21 protein-coding genes and 1 pseudogene are annotated in these 22,731 nt (G+C 44.5%); all 22 read left to right on the forward strand.

Annotation, left to right across the window (positions count from 1 at the left end):
• Nucleotides 1-109 precede the first annotated feature (109 nt).
• The 22 genes and pseudogenes from ACTNBF_RS01845 (at nucleotide 110) to mgtE (ending at nucleotide 22,650) form a co-directional block, all read left to right on the forward strand.
• Nucleotides 110-1,126, forward strand: a complete 1,017-nt coding sequence (locus ACTNBF_RS01845) for a glycosyltransferase family 2 protein (protein ID WP_427818957.1) — start codon at nucleotides 110-112, stop codon at nucleotides 1,124-1,126.
• Between the two features lie 184 nt (nucleotides 1,127-1,310).
• Nucleotides 1,311-1,610, forward strand: a pseudogene (locus tag ACTNBF_RS01850) (polyphosphate kinase 1); the annotation flags it as partial.
• Nucleotides 1,611-1,617: 7 nt separating this feature from the next.
• Nucleotides 1,618-1,992 carry a substrate-binding domain-containing protein gene (locus ACTNBF_RS01855; RefSeq protein WP_427808154.1) on the forward strand — a complete coding sequence of 125 codons (375 nt, stop codon included), beginning with the start codon at nucleotides 1,618-1,620 and terminating at the stop codon, nucleotides 1,990-1,992.
• A 96-nt stretch (nucleotides 1,993-2,088) separates the two neighbouring features.
• Complete coding sequence (locus ACTNBF_RS01860; RefSeq protein ID WP_441088659.1) at nucleotides 2,089-2,325, forward strand: hypothetical protein; 237 nt, start codon at nucleotides 2,089-2,091, stop codon at nucleotides 2,323-2,325.
• Nucleotides 2,326-2,343: 18 nt separating this feature from the next.
• Nucleotides 2,344-3,003: a magnesium transporter CorA family protein gene (locus tag ACTNBF_RS01865; protein ID WP_441088669.1), complete on the forward strand. Its 660-nt coding sequence runs from the start codon at nucleotides 2,344-2,346 to the stop codon at nucleotides 3,001-3,003.
• Between the two features lie 119 nt (nucleotides 3,004-3,122).
• Nucleotides 3,123-4,613, forward strand: a complete 1,491-nt coding sequence (locus ACTNBF_RS01870; RefSeq protein WP_427818960.1) for a TIGR02677 family protein — start codon at nucleotides 3,123-3,125, stop codon at nucleotides 4,611-4,613.
• On the forward strand, nucleotides 4,610-5,755 hold the full coding sequence (locus ACTNBF_RS01875) for a TIGR02678 family protein (protein ID WP_441088660.1): 1,146 nt from the start codon (nucleotides 4,610-4,612) through the stop codon (nucleotides 5,753-5,755). The genes ACTNBF_RS01870 and ACTNBF_RS01875 overlap by 4 nt, the downstream gene beginning before the upstream one ends.
• The gene (locus tag ACTNBF_RS01880) at nucleotides 5,745-9,842 is read left to right on the forward strand and encodes a TIGR02680 family protein (RefSeq protein WP_441088661.1); all 4,098 of its coding nucleotides are present in this window, start codon (nucleotides 5,745-5,747) and stop codon (nucleotides 9,840-9,842) included. The genes ACTNBF_RS01875 and ACTNBF_RS01880 overlap by 11 nt, the downstream gene beginning before the upstream one ends.
• Nucleotides 9,799-11,133: a TIGR02679 domain-containing protein gene (locus ACTNBF_RS01885; RefSeq protein ID WP_441088662.1), complete on the forward strand. Its 1,335-nt coding sequence runs from the start codon at nucleotides 9,799-9,801 to the stop codon at nucleotides 11,131-11,133. The genes ACTNBF_RS01880 and ACTNBF_RS01885 overlap by 44 nt, the downstream gene beginning before the upstream one ends.
• A gap of 134 nt (nucleotides 11,134-11,267) precedes the next feature.
• The gene (locus tag ACTNBF_RS01890; protein ID WP_441018982.1) at nucleotides 11,268-12,464 is read left to right on the forward strand and encodes an MFS transporter; all 1,197 of its coding nucleotides are present in this window, start codon (nucleotides 11,268-11,270) and stop codon (nucleotides 12,462-12,464) included.
• Nucleotides 12,465-12,661: 197 nt separating this feature from the next.
• Nucleotides 12,662-14,428: a S8 family peptidase gene (locus ACTNBF_RS01895; protein WP_441088663.1), complete on the forward strand. Its 1,767-nt coding sequence runs from the start codon at nucleotides 12,662-12,664 to the stop codon at nucleotides 14,426-14,428.
• Between the two features lie 215 nt (nucleotides 14,429-14,643).
• Entirely contained in the window at nucleotides 14,644-15,066 is a 423-nt protein-coding gene (locus ACTNBF_RS01900; protein WP_427806749.1) for a hypothetical protein, read from the forward strand.
• 155 nt (nucleotides 15,067-15,221) lie between these two features.
• The gene (locus tag ACTNBF_RS01905; RefSeq protein WP_427806818.1) at nucleotides 15,222-15,458 is read left to right on the forward strand and encodes a DUF3791 domain-containing protein; all 237 of its coding nucleotides are present in this window, start codon (nucleotides 15,222-15,224) and stop codon (nucleotides 15,456-15,458) included.
• Nucleotides 15,455-15,925: a DUF3990 domain-containing protein gene (locus tag ACTNBF_RS01910; RefSeq protein ID WP_427806750.1), complete on the forward strand. Its 471-nt coding sequence runs from the start codon at nucleotides 15,455-15,457 to the stop codon at nucleotides 15,923-15,925. Before ACTNBF_RS01905 ends, ACTNBF_RS01910 begins: the two co-directional genes overlap by 4 nt.
• Entirely contained in the window at nucleotides 15,922-16,155 is a 234-nt protein-coding gene (locus tag ACTNBF_RS01915; RefSeq protein ID WP_427806751.1) for a DUF3791 domain-containing protein, read from the forward strand. Before ACTNBF_RS01910 ends, ACTNBF_RS01915 begins: the two co-directional genes overlap by 4 nt.
• Nucleotides 16,156-16,500: 345 nt before the next feature.
• Complete coding sequence (locus tag ACTNBF_RS01920; protein ID WP_441088664.1) at nucleotides 16,501-17,946, forward strand: family 43 glycosylhydrolase; 1,446 nt, start codon at nucleotides 16,501-16,503, stop codon at nucleotides 17,944-17,946.
• A gap of 83 nt (nucleotides 17,947-18,029) precedes the next feature.
• Nucleotides 18,030-18,635 carry a sugar O-acetyltransferase gene (locus tag ACTNBF_RS01925; protein ID WP_441088665.1) on the forward strand — a complete coding sequence of 202 codons (606 nt, stop codon included), beginning with the start codon at nucleotides 18,030-18,032 and terminating at the stop codon, nucleotides 18,633-18,635.
• A gap of 59 nt (nucleotides 18,636-18,694) precedes the next feature.
• Nucleotides 18,695-19,078, forward strand: a complete 384-nt coding sequence (locus ACTNBF_RS01930; RefSeq protein ID WP_441088666.1) for an MATE family efflux transporter — start codon at nucleotides 18,695-18,697, stop codon at nucleotides 19,076-19,078.
• Nucleotides 19,075-19,665: an MATE family efflux transporter gene (locus ACTNBF_RS01935; RefSeq protein WP_441088667.1), complete on the forward strand. Its 591-nt coding sequence runs from the start codon at nucleotides 19,075-19,077 to the stop codon at nucleotides 19,663-19,665. The genes ACTNBF_RS01930 and ACTNBF_RS01935 overlap by 4 nt, the downstream gene beginning before the upstream one ends.
• An 80-nt stretch (nucleotides 19,666-19,745) precedes the next feature.
• Nucleotides 19,746-20,171, forward strand: coding sequence for a MarR family winged helix-turn-helix transcriptional regulator (locus ACTNBF_RS01940; RefSeq protein ID WP_427806752.1), 426 nt, complete (start codon nucleotides 19,746-19,748; stop codon nucleotides 20,169-20,171).
• A gap of 85 nt (nucleotides 20,172-20,256) precedes the next feature.
• On the forward strand, nucleotides 20,257-20,622 hold the full coding sequence (locus tag ACTNBF_RS01945; protein ID WP_427806753.1) for an MATE family efflux transporter: 366 nt from the start codon (nucleotides 20,257-20,259) through the stop codon (nucleotides 20,620-20,622).
• 609 nt (nucleotides 20,623-21,231) lie between these two features.
• Nucleotides 21,232-22,650 (forward strand): magnesium transporter, encoded by a 1,419-nt coding sequence (gene mgtE, locus ACTNBF_RS01950; protein ID WP_441088668.1) that lies wholly within the window; start codon nucleotides 21,232-21,234, stop codon nucleotides 22,648-22,650.
• The last annotated feature ends 81 nt before the right edge of the window (nucleotides 22,651-22,731 follow it).

Consider the following 22,731-nt stretch of genomic DNA (forward strand, 5'->3'; position numbering starts at 1 on the left):
TTAACTATATCTGATAATTATTAATTTTACAATATTTCTTGGAAAAGATGATAAAATGAGCTATACTAAGTCGGAAGAGGTTAAAAAGAAATCAAGAGGAGAAAACAAGATGAAGTACATTTCTTTTGCAATTCCGTGTTACAATTCCGCAGCGTATATGGAGCGCGCAGTGGAATCAATCCTGAAGGGTGGGGAAGATGTAGAGATTATTATTGTAAATGATGGATCGAAGGATGCAACTTCGGAGATTGCGCATAGATATGAAGAGCAGTATCCGGGAATCATCAAGGCAGTCGATAAAGAAAACGGCGGGCACGGTGACGCAGTGAATTTCGGTCTTGCGAATGCCAGCGGAAAATATTTTAAAGTCGTGGACAGCGATGACTGGGTAGATGAAGAGGCACTTAAGAAAATTCTGAAAGTACTTAAGGATTTTGAAGCGGATGAGCAGCAGGTAGATATGCTGATTTCCAATTATGTATATGAAAAGGAAGGAATGACACATAAGAAAGTCATTGAATACAAGAATGTACTTCCTGAGAATCAGATTTTTGGGTGGGATGATATTAAGCGTTTTCATCTGGGACAGTACATATTGATGCATTCTGTGATCTATAGAACGGATTTCCTGAAGCTCTGTCAGCTTGAACTGCCGAAACATACATTTTATGTGGATAACATTTATGTATATTATCCGCTCCCGCATGTGCGCAAGATTTATTATCTGGACGTGGACTTTTACCGCTATTATATCGGAAGAGAAGACCAGTCTGTAAATGAAAAAGTGATGATCAGCCGGGTGGATCAGCAGATCTTTGTTACAAAGAGAATGATCGACATGTATGAAATGCGGATGGTAACGAATAAAAAGCTTCGTCAGTACATGACGAATTATCTGGCAATCATGATGACAGTGTCCTCTATTCTTCTGATTCGCTCAAAATCAAAGGAAAATCTGGAGAAAAAGCATGAGCTTTGGCAGTATTTAAAGAAGAGAGATTATAAAACTTACTGGAAGATTCGGTATGGTATTCTTGGACAGACGATGAATCTTCCGGGAAGATCAGGAAGAAAGATTTCTTCTCTGGCATATATTGTGGCGAGAAGGATTGTTGGATTTAATTAAATACTGGAACTGAATTTGAAGAAGACAAATGGGGTATCTTGTATCAGATTGATACAAGGTATCCTTTTTATTATCATGAGGAAATCTTACTTAAAACTTACATAGATATTGCTCGCTTTTGACAATAAAATACTATAATTTCCCAGATTATGAAGATTGCATGATTTGGAAAGGAACTATTCAGATGAAAAAAGCAGAAAAAACAAAAGGAAAGACAGCGAGCATCCCATACATGATGAACAGGGAATTATCATGGCTGAAATTCAATGAGAGAGTATTAAATGAAGCAGGAAACCCGAGAGTACCTTTGGCAGAAAGACTGACATTCATGTCTATTTATCAGTCAAATATGGATGAATTCTACAGAGTAAGAGTCGGTACACTGATGGACCAGATGGAATCAGCGGAAGTGGTTCGTGAAAATAAGACCAATATGACCAGTGAAGAGCAAGTGAAAGCAATTTTGAAGGCTACCAGAGAACTATGCACAGGTGGCAAAGAGCAGTTCTTTTCTGTCTAATAAGGCCACCGGTGAGATTACAATAGAGGGATCGACTTCCGTTGCGCCGCTTATGGAACAGCTGGCAGAGGCTTATGAACAAATCAATACAAATGCTAAGATTACTGTGACTGCAACAGACTCTTCAAAGGGACTGACGAAAGCAATGTCAGGAGAATGCGATTTCGGTATGTCTTCCAGAAATCTGAAAGACTATGAGAAAGAATTGTTGGACTATGAAACGATAGCAAGAGATAATATTGTTGTTATTGTAGAAGAAAATAATCCTCTGGATGATATTACATTAGAAGCGTTAAAGCTCATTTATACAGGAGAGTTGAGAAATTGGAATGATCTGAACCAATAGAAAATATGGGGAAGGCGGCAGAGTTACTGGGAGCCAGATTCAGACTTACGGCAAACGGAAGTAAAGTATTATAAATAGGAATCTTCAGGTGGAAATATGTTGGATGAGCAGATTTTACAAACAGAACAAAATAATGAGACTGTGACGACTGAAAAGAGTACAGGGTTTGAACCGATCATTACAGATTCACACAATGCGGCCAGAGTCCTTGAGGAAAATGGTATTGTATATGAAGGGGACATCGAACTCGGCAATATCGGATTTTGTAAGATCGAAGCACAGCAGGGCTGCCTGACAGGTTCCTTTTGTATCCCGAAGCTTCTCGATGTATAGGGAAGCCGTTATCGAATTCTGTTTTTTATTACAAGTGATAAGGTAGTTCTGGTTGATGATGACGGATTTTCAAAAAGGCTTGTTTCCAGGATTAAGCGGAGAAAGAGCACCAGATATAAGACGAAAGAAATATTTTTGTTTAATTTTATTGCAGAGTTTATGAATTGCGATCTGGAGTATCTGGTTCAGTTCGAGAAAAAACTGATGGAATTAGAAGAAGCGGTTCATCGTGATCATACTGAAAATTTCCAGTCCAGCATTGCAACAATTCGCCGCGAACTCCTGATCCTGCGGGGATACTATGATGAAATCATGGACGTAGGGAAGGCCTTGGAAGAGAACGAAAATCATTATTTTGCCAAAAAGCACTTAAAGTATTTTGGAACGATCTCTGACAGGGCAGAACGGCTGATGAATAAAACGTCCCATCTTCTGGAGTACGCCGGGCAGGTGAATGATGCTTATCAGGCTAAAGTGGATGCAAAACAGAACAGCAATATGCAGTTTTTGACGATCGTATCTACAGTTTTTTTCCCGTTGGCATTGATTACTGGGTGGTATGGAATGAACTTTCAGAACATGCCGGAACTGGAGAGTGGCTATCCCGGTGTGATTCTTTTGAGCGTTATCGTGGTGGTCGCTTGTATTATTGTTTTTAAAATCAAGAAGATTTTTTAGGAATAGAAATAGAATATTGCTATCTTATCACAAGTATTCGAAAAATGGAAACCTAAAAACCTTGCATTCTCCTGCCGCATAAGCTATACTGCGATTAGTAATGCGGAGGACAGGAAATCATGCATGTAACTGAAAAATTAACAAGGCCACTTACGGAGGCGAAGTACTTAAATGCGGATAATGTTGACCGATACCGGAGCATTATGCGCATTTTTTATGAGAATTATGAAAAACTGAAATACTGGATGTATCAGGAGGATGTTTATGCTCAGATGATACAGGATCCATATTTTGCTGAATACCGAATGGAGCAATGCCAGCAGGATCTGGCTGCGCTGGTGGAATGGAAGAATCTGACTACGATTCAGGATACCAGAAAGGTTTCTTCCATTGAAGAGTTCAAGAATAAGAAATTCCGTTATCAGATGTCGGAGTATAGTGTGGAAATTGAACGTCTGGTGCTCAGGCTGGAGAATCTATTCATCGAAGGAGCGTCTCTGGAACCGACTCTTCTGGAGCGGATCCGGCGCAGTGTTGCGAGATTCCCGGAAATGGGCGGGGCGGATTTGAATACAGTTTATACATGGTGGCAGGATTTGAACAATGATTTTATCCGGCTGAACCAGAATTACCAGGACTACATTCGCGATTTGAACAGTGTGAAAGCAGAAGAAATGATGCGGACGAAGGAATTCCTGGTATTTAAGGATAAACTGGTGGAGTATCTGAGAAATTTCATCAAGGGATTGCAGAGAAATGTGGGCGTAATCGAAGAGAATCTGCGGATGTTGGATCCGGAACTGCTTCATCAAGTGCTGGACAAGGTGAACCAGTATGAATTGTCGATTCCGAGGATAGATGTGGAAGTATCTCCGGAGCTCATTGAAGAGAAGACGAAAGGGCGCTATCAGAGCATCCGTAACTGGTTTGTGGCGGAGAATGGGCAGGAAAATGAAGCCGGGAAATTGTTTGATGCAACGAATGAGATTATCCGCAGGATTACACGGTATGCGGCGCAGCTGAGCGAGAAAAATGCACTGGGAGCGAACCGCAGGGAAGAATACCGAAAGGTGGCGGAACTGTTCCTGAAGTGTGAAGATGTACAGGAAGCACACAAAATGTCGGCAATGGTTTTCGGACTGGAGAAACCATTTCATTTAAAAGGGGACAGCCCGAGAGAGACGGACAGTATGAACAAAGGTGTATATGAGGAGCCGGCATTGGAGCTGTTGCTGAAACCCAGAGTGAGAACATACCGTGAGAAAACGAGGAGAAGTTCTATCAGAGACAGCCGAAGGGAAAAGGAAGAGACCAGAAAGCAGATGCTGGAGCAGCTTCGGGAGGACAGGAGGAAGATTGAAATGCTGGAGCGGGATGGGCGGATCGATTTCGCATCCCTTCCGGTTATTGAGCCGAGAGTGCGGGAAATCCTGCTGAAATGGCTGTCGGATGCGCTGGAGGATGCAGATTATACGGCACGGACGGATGACGGAAGACTGTATGTACTGGATACAAGAGAGGCAAAAGAGAGCTGTGTGGTGCATTGTGAGGACGGAAACTTTACGATGCCGAAGCTTGCGATCGTATTTCAAGAGGAAACGGGAGAATGAAAGAGTTAGAGGCATTACTGGAAAAGCGCTGGATTCTGAAAACGGAGGATAAAGAACTGTATTATAAAGTCAGAGATTCGATTGGTGAAATCCGGCGTTTTGCAACAGATAAGATGGGATGTCAAGTCATAGAAAATTCACTTCTTGTAAAAATGGAGAAGATTCCGGCGATGCCGGAAAGTTTTATGGGAATCGAAGAATTTACATCAAGAGAGGAATATGCATTTCTTTGTATTTTGCTGATGTTTCTGGAGGATAAGGATGCGGAGGAGCAGTTCATCCTCTCGCAGCTTACAGAGTATGTTTCCGCCAATATGCCGGGACAGCCGGTGGACTGGACCTTATATACCAGCCGGAGGAGAATGGTGAAGGTGCTTCGGTATGCAGTGGCACAGGGGATTGTGAAGGTGACGGATGGAAGCGACGATGTGTTCATGGACGAAGAGTCCGGGGAAGTGCTGTATGAAAATACAGGAGCATCCAGATATTTTATGAGAAATTTTTCAAGGGATATCATGGAATATACAAGACCCGAGGACTTCCGCGAGAGTGACTGGTTTGAAATGAATGAAGACCGTGGAATCGCAAGAAGACACCGCGTTTACAAACGGCTGCTGTTTTCGGTGGGGATGTATCGGAACGCCGGAGCAGAGGAAGATTTTGAGTATTTAAAATACTACGGACGCAGACTTGCGGAGGATCTGGAACAGAATTTTGACTGTCAGCTACACATTCACAAGGGAAGTGCATTTCTCTTGGCGGGGGAAGACTGCCATATTGGAACGACATTTCCGGGAAATAATGCGCTGTCGGATATTCTGCTTCTGTGCTGTGCAAAAATCCGCGAAAAAGTAGAGAGCGGAGTATGGAAAACCGGGAATGATGATACCATTCGTGTTGAAAAGATCGAGTTTGAGCAGATGCTAAGAGAAGTAAAGGCAGAGTCGGGCTTGGGATTCACAAAGAATTACCGGGAGATGCCGGAAGGGGAGTTTGTGCGTGAGATCACGGAGAATCTGGAGCGGTGGACCTTTATCAAATGTGAGGAGAAGGAGCATCAGGTGATCATATATCCGTCGGCGGGAAAGATGACGGGATGTTATCCGGACGATTATGCGGGAGGAAATACGAATGAACAGTAGATGGCAGGCAAATAAAATCGGTCTTATTAATTTCTGGTATTATGATGAGCAGGAGTTTCCTTTCGTAAAGGGAAGAATGCTGCTGCGTGGATCGAACGGTTCGGGAAAATCCGTTACCATGCAGAGTGTGGTGCCGCTCCTTCTGGACGGAAATATGAGTCCGGAGCGATTAGACCCATTTGGATCCCGGGACAGAAAAATGAGCAGTTATCTTCTGGAGGAGGACGATGGAAGGGACGAACGCACGGGGTATCTGTACTTGGAATTCAGACGGAAGGAAAGCGATACCTATCTTACCATTGGGATGGGAATCCGTGCAAGGAGAGGAAAACCGCTGGATAAATGGTATTTTGGCCTGACTGACGGGAGAAGAATCGGAAAGGATTTTTTCCTGTACAAGGAGACAGATGAGAAGGTAACACTCTCCCGTAAGGAATTGGAAAATCGCATTCAGGGTGGCGGTCAGGTATTTGACCGTCAGATAGAATACATGGAATTTGTAAACCGTCAGGTATTCGGTTTTGAGACGGTGGAAGAGTATAAAGAAATGATCGATCTTTTGATCCAGCTTCGTACACCGAAGTTGTCAAAGGATTTTAAACCTTCTGTCATCAATGATATTCTGAGTGATTCGCTGCAGCCGCTGTCGGATGAGGATCTTCGTCCGATGTCTGAGGCGATTGAAAATATGGATACTATGAACCTGAACCTGAAAGCCAGACAGGAGGGAAAGCAGGCGGCAGAGAAGATTAACCGGGTACTGGATAAGTATAACCGGCTTGTTCTGTTTGAAAAAGCAGAAAATTTTGAGGAAAATCAAAAGAAGCTGGAATCTTTAGAAAAGGAAGAGAACGACAGAAAACGGCAGATTCGTGAGTGTGAAACCCGGGTGCAGGAGCTGGAAAAGAATAGGATGGATCTGGATGCCGGGAAGATTGCCATGGAAAAAGAACGTGACTCTCTGAGTAAAAGTGATGCGGTAGGGCTGAAACAGAAGGAAACAGAGCTTGCAGACTGGATTGCAGAAAAGGAAAAGACGCTGAGGGAGAAGGAGAAGCAGCTCGCAGACAAAGAGGAGCAGTATGTCGAATTCGAGAACAGAAAGAAGGCAGAGCAGGACAGGATATGGCAGAAGGAGCAGGAACTGAACCGGCTTCTGGAGGAAATGCAGGAAGAGGCCGATGAGATGGCGTTTCAGGAGCATGCATTCATGAACATGGAACTGAAAGAGAACTTCCGCACGGCATATGCATTTGATACGCATGAAAAGCAGTTTTTACAGACACAGAAGCATATTTCCGAAGGACTCAATGTTCTTCGCGAAGTAGATGCACGGCAGAGGCAGGTGGAAGAGTTACTTCAGAAACGGGAGAAACATCAGAGGGAGATGGATGCGTCATGGCGGAAGGTGAGTGAGCTGGAAGCCGTGTTTGTGCAGGTGCAGAACGAATGGAAGGAAGCACTTTATAGTTGGAACGGGCGCAATCAGGAGCTTGTTCTGTCCAATGAGATGCTGAAACAACTGGCGCAGTTCGCAGAGACCTATGATGAGAAGGCAGATTTTGGCAGTGTTCGCCAGATGGTGGCAGATGTAAAGATTGGGAAAAAATCAGAACTGGATGCAACTCTTTGGAAGAACCGGGCGAGAGTGAAGGAGCTTCAGGCAGAGTACGAGGAACAGAAAATGCAGCTCCATGAGTGGGAGAACCATAAAGAGCCGGAGCCGGAGCGCAGTGAGGCGGTCTTAAGAAACAGAAAACGCCTGCAGGAAATGCAGATCCCATATCAGGAATTTTACAAGGTCATTGAATTCGGAACAGCGCTTGACAAAGCATCCTGTGACCGACTGGAAGAAGCTTTGTACTATATGGGTATTCTGGATGCGCTTGTAATCGAAGAACAGTACAAAGAAAAGGTACTGTCTATGGAACGTGGCTGCAGCGATAAATACTTGTTTGTCCAGAAGCAGCGGGTGGAAAAAAGTATTCTGGATGTGTTGGAACTGAATGATTCGGTAAATGATATCTTCTTTAATCAACGGATTACCGGCATCCTTGGAAATATTGCCTATGACGGGGAGGGAATCACATCTATTTCATCACAGGGAACTTACCAGATCGGTGTTCTGACAGGAACCGTGACTGGAGAATATGAAGCCGGATTTCTCGGAACCAGAGCGAGAGAGCAGAATCGTCAGGCGAAGATCGCAGCATGTATTGCGGCGATGGAACTGTTGGAAAAGGAGCTGGCGGGACTTCAAAAAGAGGCAGAAGAGCTGCAGGAACGCATTGATCTCCTTACTAAAGAATACGAAGCATTTCCGGGGGATGTGGATCTTAAGGAGGCGTACCGGATGATGGCGGATGCCGCAAGGTATGCAGACCGAATGAAGGAAGAAGGACTTCTCATGGAAGAAAAGCTTCGTGAAATGACGGAGATCTTAAGAGAGAAAAAGAAGGAAGCTTTACAGATTGCGGAAAAGCTGTATCTGACCTGCAGCTACGAGGTGTTCCTGAGAGCGGATGAGGCGGCCCGCGGATACGGACAGCATTTCTATCAGTTGAAATCCGGTCATGAACTGTTTGTACAGATGGTGTCTCATTTGCGTGAACTTGGTGAACGTATGGAAGATCTGGATGCAGATATGGATCAGATTCGGTATGATGCCGGAAATACAGAAAAAGCGCTGCATGCAGATCGTGCAGAATATGCTTCTGTGCAGGAGCAGCTGAAGCTGACGGATTATGAAGAGATCAAAGAACGGCTGGATGCCTGTGTGAAATGGCTGAATGAGTATCCGAAGAAACTGCAGGACTGTGTGGAGGAGAAAACCCAGAAAAGTGAACAGGCAAAGAATCTGAAGGATCAGATGGAGGCAGGAGCCGAGAATATCAGAGAGCGAAGAAGAAGGGGAGAGTATCTCCGAAAATGCTATGAAGCAGAAATGGCTCTTTCTTATGTAGCGATTCCGGAAGAACTGGTGCAGGAAGTGGGTAAGGTGTGCGGGTATCTTGCCACAGACTGCCGTGAACTCCAGAAAGAGAAGATCATTCGGGATCTGAACGAGGTTTATTTTGCAAACAAGGGATTTCTGAATGATTATCAGCTCATGCAGACGGAACTGTTTGGTGAACTGGATGAATTTGCCAGAAAGGGAGACCCGGCGGCGAAACGTATGGACATTCTGGCAAGATATCAGGGAGTAAAGATTCCGTTTTCTAAGTTACTTGACCATCTGGAAGAAGAGATTGCAGAGCTTGTGGAACTGATCAAAGACGGAGACAGGGAGCTGTTCGAGGATATTCTGGCAAATACAGTGAGCCGGAAAATCCGTGGAAAAATCAACAGTTCCAATGCGTGGGTCGATAAGATGAACGCACTGATGGGAGCCATGAACACCTCAAGCGGTCTGAAACTGAGCCTGCGCTGGCGAAGCAAAACGGCGGAGACAGAGGATCAGCTCGATACGAAAGAACTGGTGGAACTTCTGAAAAAAGACTATCGTCTGATGCGGGAGGATGAGGCGGCCAAGCTGTCACTCCACTTCCGTTCCAAGGTGGAAGAGGCGAGACGGCACGCAAAGGACAGTGAAGGCATGGTCTCTTTCTATCAGGTGATGAAGGAAACACTGGATTACCGGAAATGGTTCGAATTCCAGCTCTTTTCACAGAAGAGCGGAGAGCGGCAGAAGGAACTGACGAACAGTGTCTTCGGAACCTTCAGCGGAGGTGAGAAAGCAATGTCCATGTATGTACCGCTGTTCTCGGCGGTCGTGGCAAAATACCAGGGAGGACGGGCGGATGCTCCGCGGCTGATTTCTCTGGACGAAGCATTTGCCGGTGTGGACAATAAGAATATTCGGGATATGTTCCGGCTGATGACGGAATTCCAGTTTGATTTTATCATCAATTCACAGGTGCTCTGGGGGGATTGTGATACGCTTGATGCGCTGGCAATTTACCAGCTCCTCAGACCGGAAAATGCAAAATTTGTGACCGTAATGCCTTATCTGTGGAACGGTAAGGCGAAGGAGATGGTGGACGATGAAGAAAAGATGGAACAACGGGCTCTCCAGTTCGCTGACTAGAGAATGTGCAGACTATTTCCGGGAGAGGCCGGTATTTGACCGGCTTCTGCGCGGATTCCGGGAAAAATATATGTCCTATGGATCCTTCTCCGGTACGGTAACTGTGCGTAATTTATCCGAAGAGGACATAGAGGATCTGGAAGGATTTTTTCAGAAAAATTTCCATGGACAAAAAAGTGTGTCTATTTCTGCGGCCAGGTTTGAAAAGGCACTGAAGAACAGCAGATTTGACGGCTGCCAGCCAAAGGAGATTCTGGAACAATATTTTGGGGAAGAAATGGCGGGGAAGAAAGAGCTGCAAAAGGAAGAGGAACAGAAGTGGTTTCTGGAACTGGAGCATGCGAAAAGATCGTGTATCGGAACTTTGGCGCAGCAGTGGGTGGATGAACTGATTCAGAAGAAAAGTGAGACATCACTTTATCTGGCAAAGCGTTACCGAGAATCCGGTAAAAACATAGAAGAAGTAAGGGCACTGCTGCATTTGGGAATCCGGATCCTCAATGCATTTCCCTATCATCAGGAGAGAACGGAATATCTGGCCGTATTTGCCACGATGATGACCGGAAATCCGCATGCATTTGATGACGGCATGAAGGACGGGCAGTTTTTGCGGCTTCTGGCAGAATGGGATACAGTGCACAGGGGGCTGAATGTCGAAAAATCGGAACTGTTCCCGGCATTACAGAAGCAGAGGATTTATTTGGCGGTTGGGATACTAAGAGACGATGTTTCCAATTGTGTGATGCTTTCGGGAATCCGGGCATGGAATCGGAATGGAAAAGCGCATGCAGGAATGGAAGGATTCCGGGACGAGGGTGACCCTGTGCAGGTGCCGCTGGCGGTGCTTGCCGGATGGGAGCGGGTTGAATGCCCGGCTCAGGAAATCTATATTGTGGAAAATCCATCCGTATATGCTATGTTATGCGGAACATGGAGAGGGCGAAAAGCATGTATGTGCATGAACGGGCAGCCCAGACTCAGTGCGGTGATGATGCTGGATCTGCTTAAAAAGGCGGAAAGCAAGGTGTACTACGCGGGAGATTTTGACCCGGAAGGCATGCTGATTGCACAGAAAATTCGACACTATTATAAGGGAGAGATGGAGTACTGGCATATGTCGGCTAAAGACTATGAGAAAAGCCGATCTCAGGAGAGGATTTCTGAAAGAAGACTGAAAATGCTGGATAGGATTGAAGACACTGAACTCGTGGAACTTGCGGATGCAATCCGCAAAGAAGGTGTGGCGGGATATCAGGAATCAATCTGGGAAGTGTATCTGGATGGATGTTAGAAAAAAATCCGGAAAATATGCTGAATCGGGTAGAAAACGGAGGACGCGTATCTCGCAGAAAGTACGCCGGGGCGTACTTGAAATAAAAATGTGATTAAAATATTTTGCAGAATACAAAAGAAGGAGTGATGATTATGCCTGATTATCGGAAAACAAAAAGAGCCTGTTATATGGGATTTATTACACAGGCAATTGCAGCTAATTTTGCCCCATTGTTATTTTTAAAATTTCATCATGATTATCAGATTACACTTGGAAAAATTGCATTGATCTCTACCTGCTTTTTCTTTACACAGTTGCTGGTAGATCTGTTTTGCGCAAAGTTTGTGGATAAAATAGGGTATCGAATCTGTATTGTTGCTTCTGAGGTTTGTTCGGCAGCGGGACTCATTGGTCTGGCGTTTCTGCCTGATCTTTTGCCGGAACCGTTTGTCGGAATGATCCTGAGTGTTATTGTGTATGCAGTCGGAAGCGGTCTGATTGAAGTGCTTTGCAGTCCGATTGTGGAGGCATGTCCATTTGACAACAAAGAGGCGACGATGAGCCTGCTTCACTCTTTTTATTGTTGGGGAGCGGTAGGAACAATTGTAATCTCTACACTGTTTTTTGCGGTGTTTGGCATGGACAGATGGAAATGGGTGGCTGTCTTATGGGCACTTGTTCCGGCCGTAAATATCTATAATTTTGCTACTTGTCCAATCGAACATCTGGTAGATGACGGGAAAGGAATGGGAATAAAAGAACTGTTTCGAAAACCTCTTTTCTGGATCGCAATATGCTTAATGATATGCTCCGGCGCATCAGAACTGGCAATGGCACAATGGGCATCGGCTTATGCAGAGGCGGCTCTGGGGCTGTCAAAGACAGTTGGAGATCTGGCAGGTCCCTGCATGTTTGCTGTTACAATGGGGATCAGTCGTGTGATCTTTGGAAAATATGGTGACAAAATGGATCTGATGAAATTTATGACAGGATCTGGAATACTATGTGTGATATGTTACCTGCTTGCTTCTGTATCGTCGAATCCGATAGCCGGTTTGATCGGATGTATTATCTGCGGCTTTTCTGTCGGGATTATGTGGCCCGGCACGATCAGTATTTCATCAGAAAGATTTCCGGCAGGCGGAACAGCGATGTTTGCGTTGCTTGCTATGGCAGGGGATCTGGGCGGAAGCATAGGCCCGGGGATTGTCGGGCGTGTGACTCAAAGTGCAGGAGACAATATTCGTGTGGGTATGGGAGTAGGACTTTTGTTCCCTATTACCTTATTAATCATGCTTTTTATCTTGAAAGAAGATAAGACTCCCACCTCTATAGGTGATGAGTTGTGACTCTTGCAAGGCAAAAGAAACATTAATAAAAGTCTGAATCGAGTCCGTTTTACGAAAGATGTACAATCCTGCCGGCACAGGATGTAGAGAAGATCGTATGAATTAGAGGATAAAAAGATGACACGAAAAATGTAAGCAGTAAAGATTCTGGAAAGTCATCATATATTGTAAAAAGCAAAATGATAGGATTTCTTGAAATGACGGAACAGAATCTGGAAAATATGTTGAATCTCGCATTGGACGCGACGGAAAAAGAGCGGGAAAAATCTCTGAATCTGGATGTGGGGTATTATCCGATTGAAAAAGAATGGGAGTTGATTGTAAAGTATTCCGGCTCCCTGGATGCGGTGCGGGAGTTCGCTGTGCAGGTGACTGAACTGAAAAATGAGTATGCGATCGTCGTTGTACGGGAATCAGACATACAGAGACTTGCGGATCTGCCGCAGGTGGAGTATATTGAAAAGCCAAAAAGATTATATTTTCAGGTGGAAAACGGAAGACGGGTATCTTGTATCAATTTGGTACAAGATACTCGTTTTTTTATTCCTGGCAGACCGGAAGGCACAGAAGGACTCTTCGGAAAAGGAGTGCTGGTTGCGATTCTGGATTCAGGGATTGATTATGCAAACATGGATTTTCGGAATCCGGACGGCACGACGAGGATTGTCAGTATCTGGGATCAGACAACTCCCGGCACGCCACCGGCAGGGTATGCGCTGGGGGCTGAGTATAGCAGACAGCAGATTGATGACGCGCTTCTTAAGAATGATCCGTTGGAAATGCGCAGACTGGTTCCCGTAACGGATACGTCCGGACACGGTACGGCGGTGGCTGGAATTGCGGCGGGAAATGGACTTGGGAGTGGAAATCGGTATCGCGGTGTGGCCAGTGAAAGTGAATTGATAGTTGTGAAGCTTGGAAGACCGAGGGAAGAAGGCTTCCCGAGGACGACAGAATTGATGATGGGACTGAATTATGTGGTGGAAAAGGCACTTGAGACAGGGAAACCGGTGGCAGTGAATATCAGTATTGGGAATACGTATGGGTCACATGACGGCACCTCTCTTCTGGAGCGCTTTATTGATGATATTTCGAATTTCTGGAAAAGTGTGATCTGTATCGGAATGGGAAATGAGGCTGCAAGTGCCGGTCATATTTCCGGAACACTTCGGGAAGGAAATGAAGAGCGTATTCAGCTTGCCGTTCAGGAGAATCAGCCTACCCTGAACGTTCAGATCTGGAAGTCTTATGTTGATGAGGTGGAAATATCTCTCAGAACGCAGGCAGGAACAATTGTCGGTCCAATCCGGGAGGTGCTGGGCCCGCAACGTTTTCGTGTTGGTGCGACAGAAATTCTTCTTTATTACGGAGAGCCGAATCCATACAGTACGGCACAGGAAATCTATTTGGATTTTCTTCCTATCGGAACGTATATTACTTCCGGAATATGGGAGATTGTACTTACTCCAGGTAAAATTGTGGAAGGAAATTATGAAATGTGGCTTCCCAGTGAAAATGTGCTGAATAAAGGAACCGGATTTCTGTTTCCACAGGAAAATGTCTCCCTAACGATTCCATCGACTGCAGAACGTGTGATTTCGGTTGGAGCCTATGATGCACGGACACTTACCTATGCAAATTTCTCCGGTCGGGGATATCTGCTCGGCGGAGGAAGAGTGAAACCGGATCTTGTTGCTCCGGGAGTGAATGTCACGACTACCCGCGCCGGAGGAGGAACGGTGACAGCGAGCGGGACATCTTTTGCGACACCTTTTGTGACCGGGGCGGCAGCTCTCCTTATGGAGTGGGGAATTGTATGGGGGAATGATCCGTTTTTGTATGGGGAGAAGGTGAAAGCTTACTTAAGAAGAGGAGCCAGAGCGCTCCCGGGATTTGAAGAATATCCGAATTCACAGGTGGGGTATGGGGCTTTATGCGTGAGCGAAAGCCTGCCTAAGAGATGAAGTAAAAAAGAAACGAAAAATTACAAAATGCTGTTGACGGGACAAAGTTTTAATAAAAAATGAAATGGTACAATAAATTAAAAATATTGAAAAGGATATTGACATGTATTATAATTTTAATACGAAGATCAAAGATGTTAGCAATTAAATAAAAAATGAACAAAAATAAAATTAATAAATAAATTGATAAAATAGAACAAAGGAGACAGAGTGGAATGAGAATATCAACAGCTGAGATTAAAATGTTAATAAAAGAATGTGTTAGGCAGGGTGGAATGTACACTGCACCAGATTTTAAAGAGTATATAGTAGCAAATAGTGGGAAAGATGTTACACGTGGTCAAATATCTGGAGCTGTGTCTCAGTTAGTTGATACGAAAGAGATTGTAAGAGTTGGGCGCGGTTTATATGCAAAGGATATGAAGGTGACCGCAAATAAAAAGAAAAGCAATGATGATGAAGTAAAGGATACATTAAAAATACAAATTTATAATACATTGATTAAAGTGGAGAAAGAGTTGGCAACAACAATTAGCTCAGTTGATATTTGGAAATTAAATGGTGAAAATTTTGAAATTGTGACAAAAATGCGTGAATTGAAAGATTCTATAGAAGAGATAAAAACGCAATGCAAATAAGAAGGGGATATAGAGGTGGTAATGAAGTGAAACATAATATTCTTGATTCAATATTATCAAATACAGTTTTAGGTAAGGAAGAAAAGGAAAAGTCAATTAACGTTGCTCTTTCTGAAATTGCAACAAATATTAAGTAAAGGGAGGTAGGATTTGTGATGCAGGATGGAAAAATAAAAAATTCCAGTGAGTTGGAGTTTGTCGTGTTTTGCATTGAAAATGTGGCGGCAAAACTGGGTGTAGATGCAGAGTATGTCTATCAGGCATTTACTGAAAAGAGCGACATTCTGAACGGATATATCGTGCCGGAATATGAAGTGCTGCATACTCAGAGCCGGGAATATATCGTAGACGACCTTCTTGATGTGATGAAAGAAAGGGGTGTGAAAGTATGATTCTCTATCATGGTTCTTTTTTAGAGATTGCAAAGCCGGATTTGGTTCATTCCCGTCCTAATGTTGACTTCGGACGTGGCTTCTATGTCACGCCACTGCATGAGCAGGCTGAAAAGTGGTGCGGAAAGTTCAAACGTCGTGGAAAAGATGGTGTTATTTCTCGATATGAGTATGATGAAAGTCGGAAAGTTGAACTGAAAATATTGAAATTCGATTCGTATTCCGAGGAATGGCTGGATTTTATTCTGAACTGCCGTAGCGGAAAAGATTCGACAAATTATGACCTTGTTGTGGGCGGTGTTGCCAATGATAAGGTATTCAATACGGTGGAACTGTTTTTTGACGGATTGATTGATAAGATGGAAGCCATCAACCGTCTGCGATATGAAAAGCCGAACCTGCAAATTTGTTTTCGCACAGAGAAGGCATTGTCTTTGCTGCATTTTGAAGGGAGTGAAATATTATGACAGCTAATCCGATTTTACTTCAGAAAAAATACAGCCGTGTCATTGAGTGTTTTGCTAAACAGCAGGGACTTTCACTGGATGCGGCATTGGATTTTTTTTACCATTCCGAGGTCTATCAGCTGATTCGTGACGGTGTATCGGATATGCACTGCATGAGCGATGCATATCTGGCAGAGGAACTGGAACAGGAATATGCTGAGAAAAAGCAGTTGGAAAAAGGGGAATTTTGACATACAGTGGTAAATTGATTATTCCGGCCCCTTTGGGTTCTTCCGCAACTGCCCGTTTTCTACTTCCAATGAAATTATTTCTGTGATAAAATATTGATATCAAGTAAAGGCTGAGATCGTAAAAGACGGAATCACAGATGACGCATGGAGTGCATACCTTGATAAAATGGATGCTATGGGACTTTCCGAACTGCTGGAACTGAAGCAGAAAGGTTTCGATATGTTCTATGAACTGACCAATTATTAATTGGGTGTCACGGTACTTGATGAAGTAATGTGCGAGGGCTGCCGTATTGGCGGCCCTTTTGCAAATGAATGATTTAAAAAAAGACGGGAGGAAGAGCAATGGATCTGTTTTACTCACCGGAGTATGCAAAAACAGGAGATGTCATCCCATATTACAATGAAGAAACAAAACGGTTTGAAGGTTATTATTTAAAGAACTGGAATCCGGATGCGCCGAAGGATATGGTCGTGTACGGATGGCATCATATTGTTTCGGAGGACAACCGGAATTTTATAGAAACGCCCACCAACATTCACGGAGGGACAGGTTCCATTCTGAAAGTGAACGGACTGTATCACATGTTTTACTGCACGTTTGATCAGGAACCGCAGGCCCAGTGGGCAAGACATGCGACCAGCACCGATCTGGTACACTGGACAGATATACCGGAAGAGAAATTTACAGCTGACGGAGAAATCTACAGGATGTCGGACTGGAGAGATCCATTTGTATTCTGGAATGAGGAAGAGCAGAAATGGTGGATGCTGCTTGCTGCACGGGAAAATGGTGCAACTGAGAGAAATGGCTGTGTAGCGCTCTGTGTCTCAGATGACCTGGCTCACTGGGAATACAGAAGACCGCTTTACGCACCGCGAACCCATCAGGGAGCTTATGAGTGTCCGGACTTCTTTAAGATGGGAGACTGGTATTATCTGGTTTATTCCAGTTATACGGACGGATTCAGTACCTATTATCGTATGAGCCGGTCTCCAAAAGGACCATGGCTCAAACCCAGAGTGGATACCTTTGACGGAAGAGCTTTTTATGCGGCTAAGACAGGGACGGATGGAAAGGATCGTTTTATTTATGGATGGAATCCGACCCGGGGAGAAAACGGATGGGGCTTTGATCCGGGGAACGATTTTGGAAAGGACTATCAGACCTGGAACTGGGGCGGTTCCATTGTAGTACACAAGATCCTGCAGCATGAGGACGGGACGCTGGGGGTATGCCCGGTGGACAGTGTAGCCAATGCGTTTGTCAGGTCGGAAGAAATACATGCAGAAGGGCTGACCGGAACATGGACGAAAGATCATAACAGCCTCAGCTGCTGCTCGGAATACGGTTATTCGGCTGCGCTTGCGCAGAAAATCCCGGAACAGTGCTGTATCCGTGCAACTTTGAAATATACAGGAGAACCGTCCCGGTTTGGCCTTGCTTTGCAGGTGGACGAAAAATTTGACTTCGGATATTATCTGATGTTTGAGCCGGAGTTCAACAGAATTCAGTTCCGTTCCGGACTTAGAATGTATGAACAGGGAGGACAGATGTTCCCGTATGCGGTAGAGATGGAGCGTCCGCTTACTCTGGAGACGGACAAAGAATACGAACTTGCACTCTATATACAGGATACGATCGCTGTACTCTATGTAAACAACGATGTGGCTTTTGGTTTCAGAATGTATAATTATCAGGGACGCAGTCTCGGGTTCTTTGTCTCTGAGGGAAATCTGGAAGTAAAAGATGCAGTGATTATGACGGAAAGGAGAGAAGCATTTATCTAGGGAGATAATTGACATAATAAATTTTCAGGAATATAATAGCAGGCTAACGATAATGAAAAATATGAATTTGAGGAGTTTTGAAAATGGATCAAAAAGAAAGAATGCTTGCAGAACTTCCCTACATTGCATCTGATGAAGTATTGAGCAGGGAACGCCTGGAATGTAAAAGAAGGATTTATGAACTGAATCAAGTCCATCCGGATCAGTATAATAGGATTCCGGGGCTGCTAAAGGAATTGTTTGGAAAAAGCGGCGAAGCTGTTTTTGTAGAGCCTCCATTTCATTGCGATTATGGTTATAACATAGAGGTCGGAGATAATTTCTTTGCAAACTATAACTGTACAGTTTTGGATGTTGCAAAGGTGACAATAGGGAAAAATGTCATGCTGGGACCAAATGTGTCTTTTTATACTGCCGGACATCCGTTACATCATGAATCCAGAAACTCCGGCTATGAATACGGTATTTCAATTACTGTCGGAGATAATGTGTGGATAGGCGGGAGCGTCGTGATTATCGCGGGAGTGTCGATTGGGAATAATGTTGTGATTGGCGGCGGTAGTGTTGTGACCAGAGACATTCCGGACGGGGTGGTTGCTGCGGGCAATCCCTGCAGGGTGATCCGCGAGATCACGGAAGAAGACCGGAAATACTATTTTAAGAAGAGAGTTTTTGATGTGGAAATCTAACAGGTATTTGGGAAGCGGTTGTAAAAATAGAACCGGCTTGTCATATTATCGGGCTGGAAATGTGTGGAAATGCAGTCATCCTTACCATCGGGGTGGCAGTTGTGCTGACTGCGGCGGGGGAACTTGTGGCGTCGCCGATGCTGGCGCTTTTGAAAACACCGGAAAATATTGTTGTAGGTTCTCTGACATATCTGCGGGTTATGATAGGCGGGCTTACGGTCATCACGTTTTATAATCTTGAAGCCTCTCTTTTAAGGGCATTAGGGGATGGACGGTCTCCTTTGATAGCCATGGTGATTGCTTCCTGCACGAATATAGGTTTGGATCTGCTGTTTGTGATGGGATTCCGTTTGGGTATTGCCGGTGCTGCTGTGGCAACGCTGATGGCACAGGGGATTTCATTATCTATTGTTTTGTTGTCCTGCGCAGAGTTCCTTTTTTGAAGTTGAAGCGTCAGGATTTTGCGATAGATATCAGTCTGGCAAAAAGGCTATTAAGGCTGGGGATGCCTGTCATGTTCCAGGATGCAATCATCAGCATTGGAGGGATGGTGCTTCAGTCAGTCATCAATGGGTTTGGCGTATTGTTTGTAGCGGGGTTTACGGCAACAAATAAATTGTATGGTATTTTAGAGACGGCGGCTATTTCATACGGATATGCAATTTCTACTTTTGTTGCTCAGAATAAAGGGGCGGGAAAAGATATTCTTTCTTTGTTCATTTCAGCAGAAGAAGTACAGGCGCAACAGGTATTGCAGATTGCCCATCATTACTTGATGATTATGAGCACTTTCCTGATTATATTATATGCTCTGCATACTTATCGCAGCGCCCTGCAGGGGATGGGAGATACTGTCATACCCATGGTATCCGGAATGGTGGAGTTTGGCATGAGGGTATCTGCTGCCATATTTCTGCCGCGGTTTATAGGGCAGGAAGGAATTTTTTATGCAGAGATTCTGGCATGGTCGGGGGCCTGTGTGCTGCTGGTAACTGTGTATTACAAAAGGATTGCATTTTTCAAAACATAAAATGTGCATAAAATCAAATGCATGCTATTGATATAGGGATAGTAGTGTGCTATATTTATCGGCAGAAAGGGGGCATAGATATGGCAGACCATGTGTCCTGCGGGATACTGATGAAGCAGATTGGCGACGAGATGCAGAAAAGGGCAGACAATAAGATGCGTTCATGGGATATGACAATGGCACAGGCAGGAGCCCTGCTGGCACTGAACGATGCCCCGGAAAAACAGCTTTCCATGAAGCAGTTGGAGAAGGTTCTATGTATTGCGCAGTCCACGACTGCCGGTATCATTTCCCGGCTGGAGCAGAAAGGGTTGGTGGAAGGATATGCTGATGCAGAGGATAAACGGATTAAGCTGGTGCGCATCACGCAGGCGGGAATAGACAGGGTTCTGGAAACGAAGCGGGACATGATCCACTCGGAAGAGATGCTTCTATCGGGGCTGACCGAGACAGAGCGTGATATCCTTTATTCACTCCTTAAGAAAATTAAGGATAGTTTAAAATAAGTGCTCACAAAAAGTGAGTATTTATTTTGGGTAATTCAATAGCTAGAGATTGAAAGCATACGATTGTTTAAGAAAGGTGGTTTCAATGGAAAAGAAAAAGGAAAACAAAAATCTGGAAGTGTTCAGCAATGCGCCTGTTCCTCAGGCAGTGCTGAAAAATGTGTTGCCTGCAATGGCTGCGATGATTATGGTGCTAATCTATAATTTGGCGGATACCTTCTTTATCGGTCAGACCCATGACGATATTCTGATTGCCGCCGTGTCTCTGGCTATGCCGGTATTCCTCCTCTTTACGGCGGTAGGAACGATTTTCGGTGTGGGTGGTGTCTCGGTGATTTCCCGGGCTTTGGGAGAGGGGCGGGCAAGACCATGCAGCATCAGGTTATCGAACGGATCGACAAGGGAGAAACATATGAATCAGAGAGAAAGAAGAGACAATAAACTGCCTTAAAGCTAAAAAATTAATACTGGCTAAACTCTTTAAGGTGTGGTATAATACTTCCGTTAATGGGGGGAATATTTCCATCTGTTAAAATATTCCTTATAAAATATCATATCTGAGAATAAATGAACAAGTGAGGTGAGAATATGGACGGTAGTAGTGCACGAAGTAGGGACAGGGCAGTCATAACCTGTCAGAATTGTTGCGGTTTTATGCCGTCTGTATTCTGACCTGGTTTTTGAATCTATAAGGCGAAGAGGGAGACCACTTTGCCGTTTCTTTATGAGCATATGAATTTTGCTCCGTTTCAGAAAATGGCTGCCGTTGTCCGTTTCAAAGAACACACTACATCAATGTAAGGCGGGTGTAGAAAAAGTGTTTTGCAGGTGACAATGGTATTTTTTTGCCCATTTATCCTGAAGCGTTTTTCTATGTCCATCTTTACCATGCATGCCTGAATGGCTTGAATTTTATCTTGAAAGAAGATAAGACTCCCACTTTTATAGGTGCGAGTTGCGACAAGTTAGTCTTGGTGGAGATCCAATCTCATTCCAAGATAAAGCCACCGGCGGATAACAGAGGTGTACTTGATTTTGATGCGTAAAGGAGGAACAGACAATGAGTGCAAAGAAGAATTTCCCAAATGAAAATACAGCTGTTGTACAGCATCCGGACTACAGTAATGAAATAGCGGTAATTGCACGAAGCAATCTGACACCAAGGCTGATGCGGGAGAAGATTGGAGATTATCATGAAAATGATATTGCAGATGCCTTGGAGCTGCTCAAAAAGGATGAGCGTATGAGGCTTTACAGTATACTTGATACCGATATGCTTTCCGATATTCTGGAGTATTCGGACAGGAGAGACGAGTGGCTGAGTGAGCTTGGGATCCGAAAAAGGGTTGAGGTGCTGAACCGGTTCGAAGTGACTACGGCTGTGGAGTATCTCCGCCAGCTTGATAAGAAGCAGAGAAGTGTATTGATCGATCTGATGGAAGACGGTGTGAAAAAGGAGATTGCATTTTCCAGTGCTTTCGATGAGGATGAAATCGGAAGTAAGATGACGACGAATTATATTGCAATCGGTGCGGGACTGAATGTGCGTCAGGCGATGAAGGAATTGGTGGATCAGGCGGCGGATAATGACAATATTTCCACGATTTATGTGCTGGATGAAGACAAGGTGCTGGTCGGGGCAATCGATCTGAAGGACCTGATCGTTGCCAGAGAGAATACGGAATTGGATAGTATTATCATGACATCCTATCCGTACGTGTATGCGGAAGAGCAGATTGAAGACTGCATTGAGCGTCTTCAGGATTATTCCGAAGATTCGATTCCCGTTCTGGATGAAAATAATAAGCTCAAAGGCATATTGACAGCGCAGGATGTAGGTCAGATGATCCATGATGTATTGGGAGATGACTATGCAAAGCTGGCAGGTCTTTCTGCGGAAGAGGATCTGGAAGAGCCGCTTCGCAAAAGTATCGGGAAACGGCTTCCATGGCTGTTGGTACTTCTGGGACTAGGACTGGTCGTTTCCTCTGTTGTGGGAATTTTTGAAAAAGTAGTCGCACATCTGGCGCTGATCGTATGTTTCCAGTCTCTCGTACTCGATATGGCGGGAAATGTCGGTACACAGTCACTTGCTGTTACCATTCGTGTTCTGATGGACGAGCAGGTCAGCAAAAAACAGAAATTATACCTGATTTCCAAGGAGGCGAGAGTCGGGCTGTGCAACGGTTTGATTCTTGGAGTATTGTCTTTTCTGTTTATCGGACTATACCTGTATCTTCTGAAAGGGCAGGTGCTGATTATGGCTTTTTCGATTTCGGCTTGTACCGGAATCGCACTTCTGGTCGCAATGCTTCTTTCCAGTATTGTAGGTACTACCGTGCCAATGCTGTTCAAACAGTTAGGTGTGGACCCGGCGGTCGCTTCCGGGCCGCTGATTACTACGATCAACGACCTGGTTGCTGTAGTTACTTACTATGGACTGGCCTGGGTGTTGATCATCAATGTGCTGCAAATGTAGACCCAGGCGAGTAATGTCGAATAAAAGAAAGTATTTTGGTAAGAGGAATAACCGTCCCACTGACGGTTATTTTTCTGTTCA

This window comes from Bariatricus sp. HCP28S3_A4 (genome assembly GCF_052066395.1).
Taxonomy (GTDB): domain Bacteria; phylum Bacillota; class Clostridia; order Lachnospirales; family Lachnospiraceae; genus Allocoprococcus.

Coding starts and splice junctions, on each gene's coding strand:
- ACTNBF_RS01885 (WP_441088662.1), top strand. CDS start 9,799: ATGAAGAAAAGATGGAACAACGGGCTCTCCAGTTCGCTGACTAGAGAA.
- ACTNBF_RS01925 (WP_441088665.1), top strand. CDS start 18,030: ATGGATCAAAAAGAAAGAATGCTTGCAGAACTTCCCTACATTGCATCT.
- ACTNBF_RS01845 (WP_427818957.1), top strand. CDS start 110: ATGAAGTACATTTCTTTTGCAATTCCGTGTTACAATTCCGCAGCGTAT.
- ACTNBF_RS01920 (WP_441088664.1), top strand. CDS start 16,501: ATGGATCTGTTTTACTCACCGGAGTATGCAAAAACAGGAGATGTCATC.
- ACTNBF_RS01870 (WP_427818960.1), top strand. CDS start 3,123: ATGCATGTAACTGAAAAATTAACAAGGCCACTTACGGAGGCGAAGTAC.
- ACTNBF_RS01895 (WP_441088663.1), top strand. CDS start 12,662: ATGACGGAACAGAATCTGGAAAATATGTTGAATCTCGCATTGGACGCG.
- ACTNBF_RS01900 (WP_427806749.1), top strand. CDS start 14,644: ATGAGAATATCAACAGCTGAGATTAAAATGTTAATAAAAGAATGTGTT.
- ACTNBF_RS01940 (WP_427806752.1), top strand. CDS start 19,746: ATGGCAGACCATGTGTCCTGCGGGATACTGATGAAGCAGATTGGCGAC.
- ACTNBF_RS01905 (WP_427806818.1), top strand. CDS start 15,222: ATGCAGGATGGAAAAATAAAAAATTCCAGTGAGTTGGAGTTTGTCGTG.
- ACTNBF_RS01860 (WP_441088659.1), top strand. CDS start 2,089: ATGTTGGATGAGCAGATTTTACAAACAGAACAAAATAATGAGACTGTG.
- mgtE (WP_441088668.1), top strand. CDS start 21,232: ATGAGTGCAAAGAAGAATTTCCCAAATGAAAATACAGCTGTTGTACAG.
- ACTNBF_RS01910 (WP_427806750.1), top strand. CDS start 15,455: ATGATTCTCTATCATGGTTCTTTTTTAGAGATTGCAAAGCCGGATTTG.
- ACTNBF_RS01945 (WP_427806753.1), top strand. CDS start 20,257: ATGGAAAAGAAAAAGGAAAACAAAAATCTGGAAGTGTTCAGCAATGCG.
- ACTNBF_RS01890 (WP_441018982.1), top strand. CDS start 11,268: ATGCCTGATTATCGGAAAACAAAAAGAGCCTGTTATATGGGATTTATT.
- ACTNBF_RS01880 (WP_441088661.1), top strand. CDS start 5,745: ATGAACAGTAGATGGCAGGCAAATAAAATCGGTCTTATTAATTTCTGG.
- ACTNBF_RS01875 (WP_441088660.1), top strand. CDS start 4,610: ATGAAAGAGTTAGAGGCATTACTGGAAAAGCGCTGGATTCTGAAAACG.
- ACTNBF_RS01930 (WP_441088666.1), top strand. CDS start 18,695: ATGTGTGGAAATGCAGTCATCCTTACCATCGGGGTGGCAGTTGTGCTG.
- ACTNBF_RS01915 (WP_427806751.1), top strand. CDS start 15,922: ATGACAGCTAATCCGATTTTACTTCAGAAAAAATACAGCCGTGTCATT.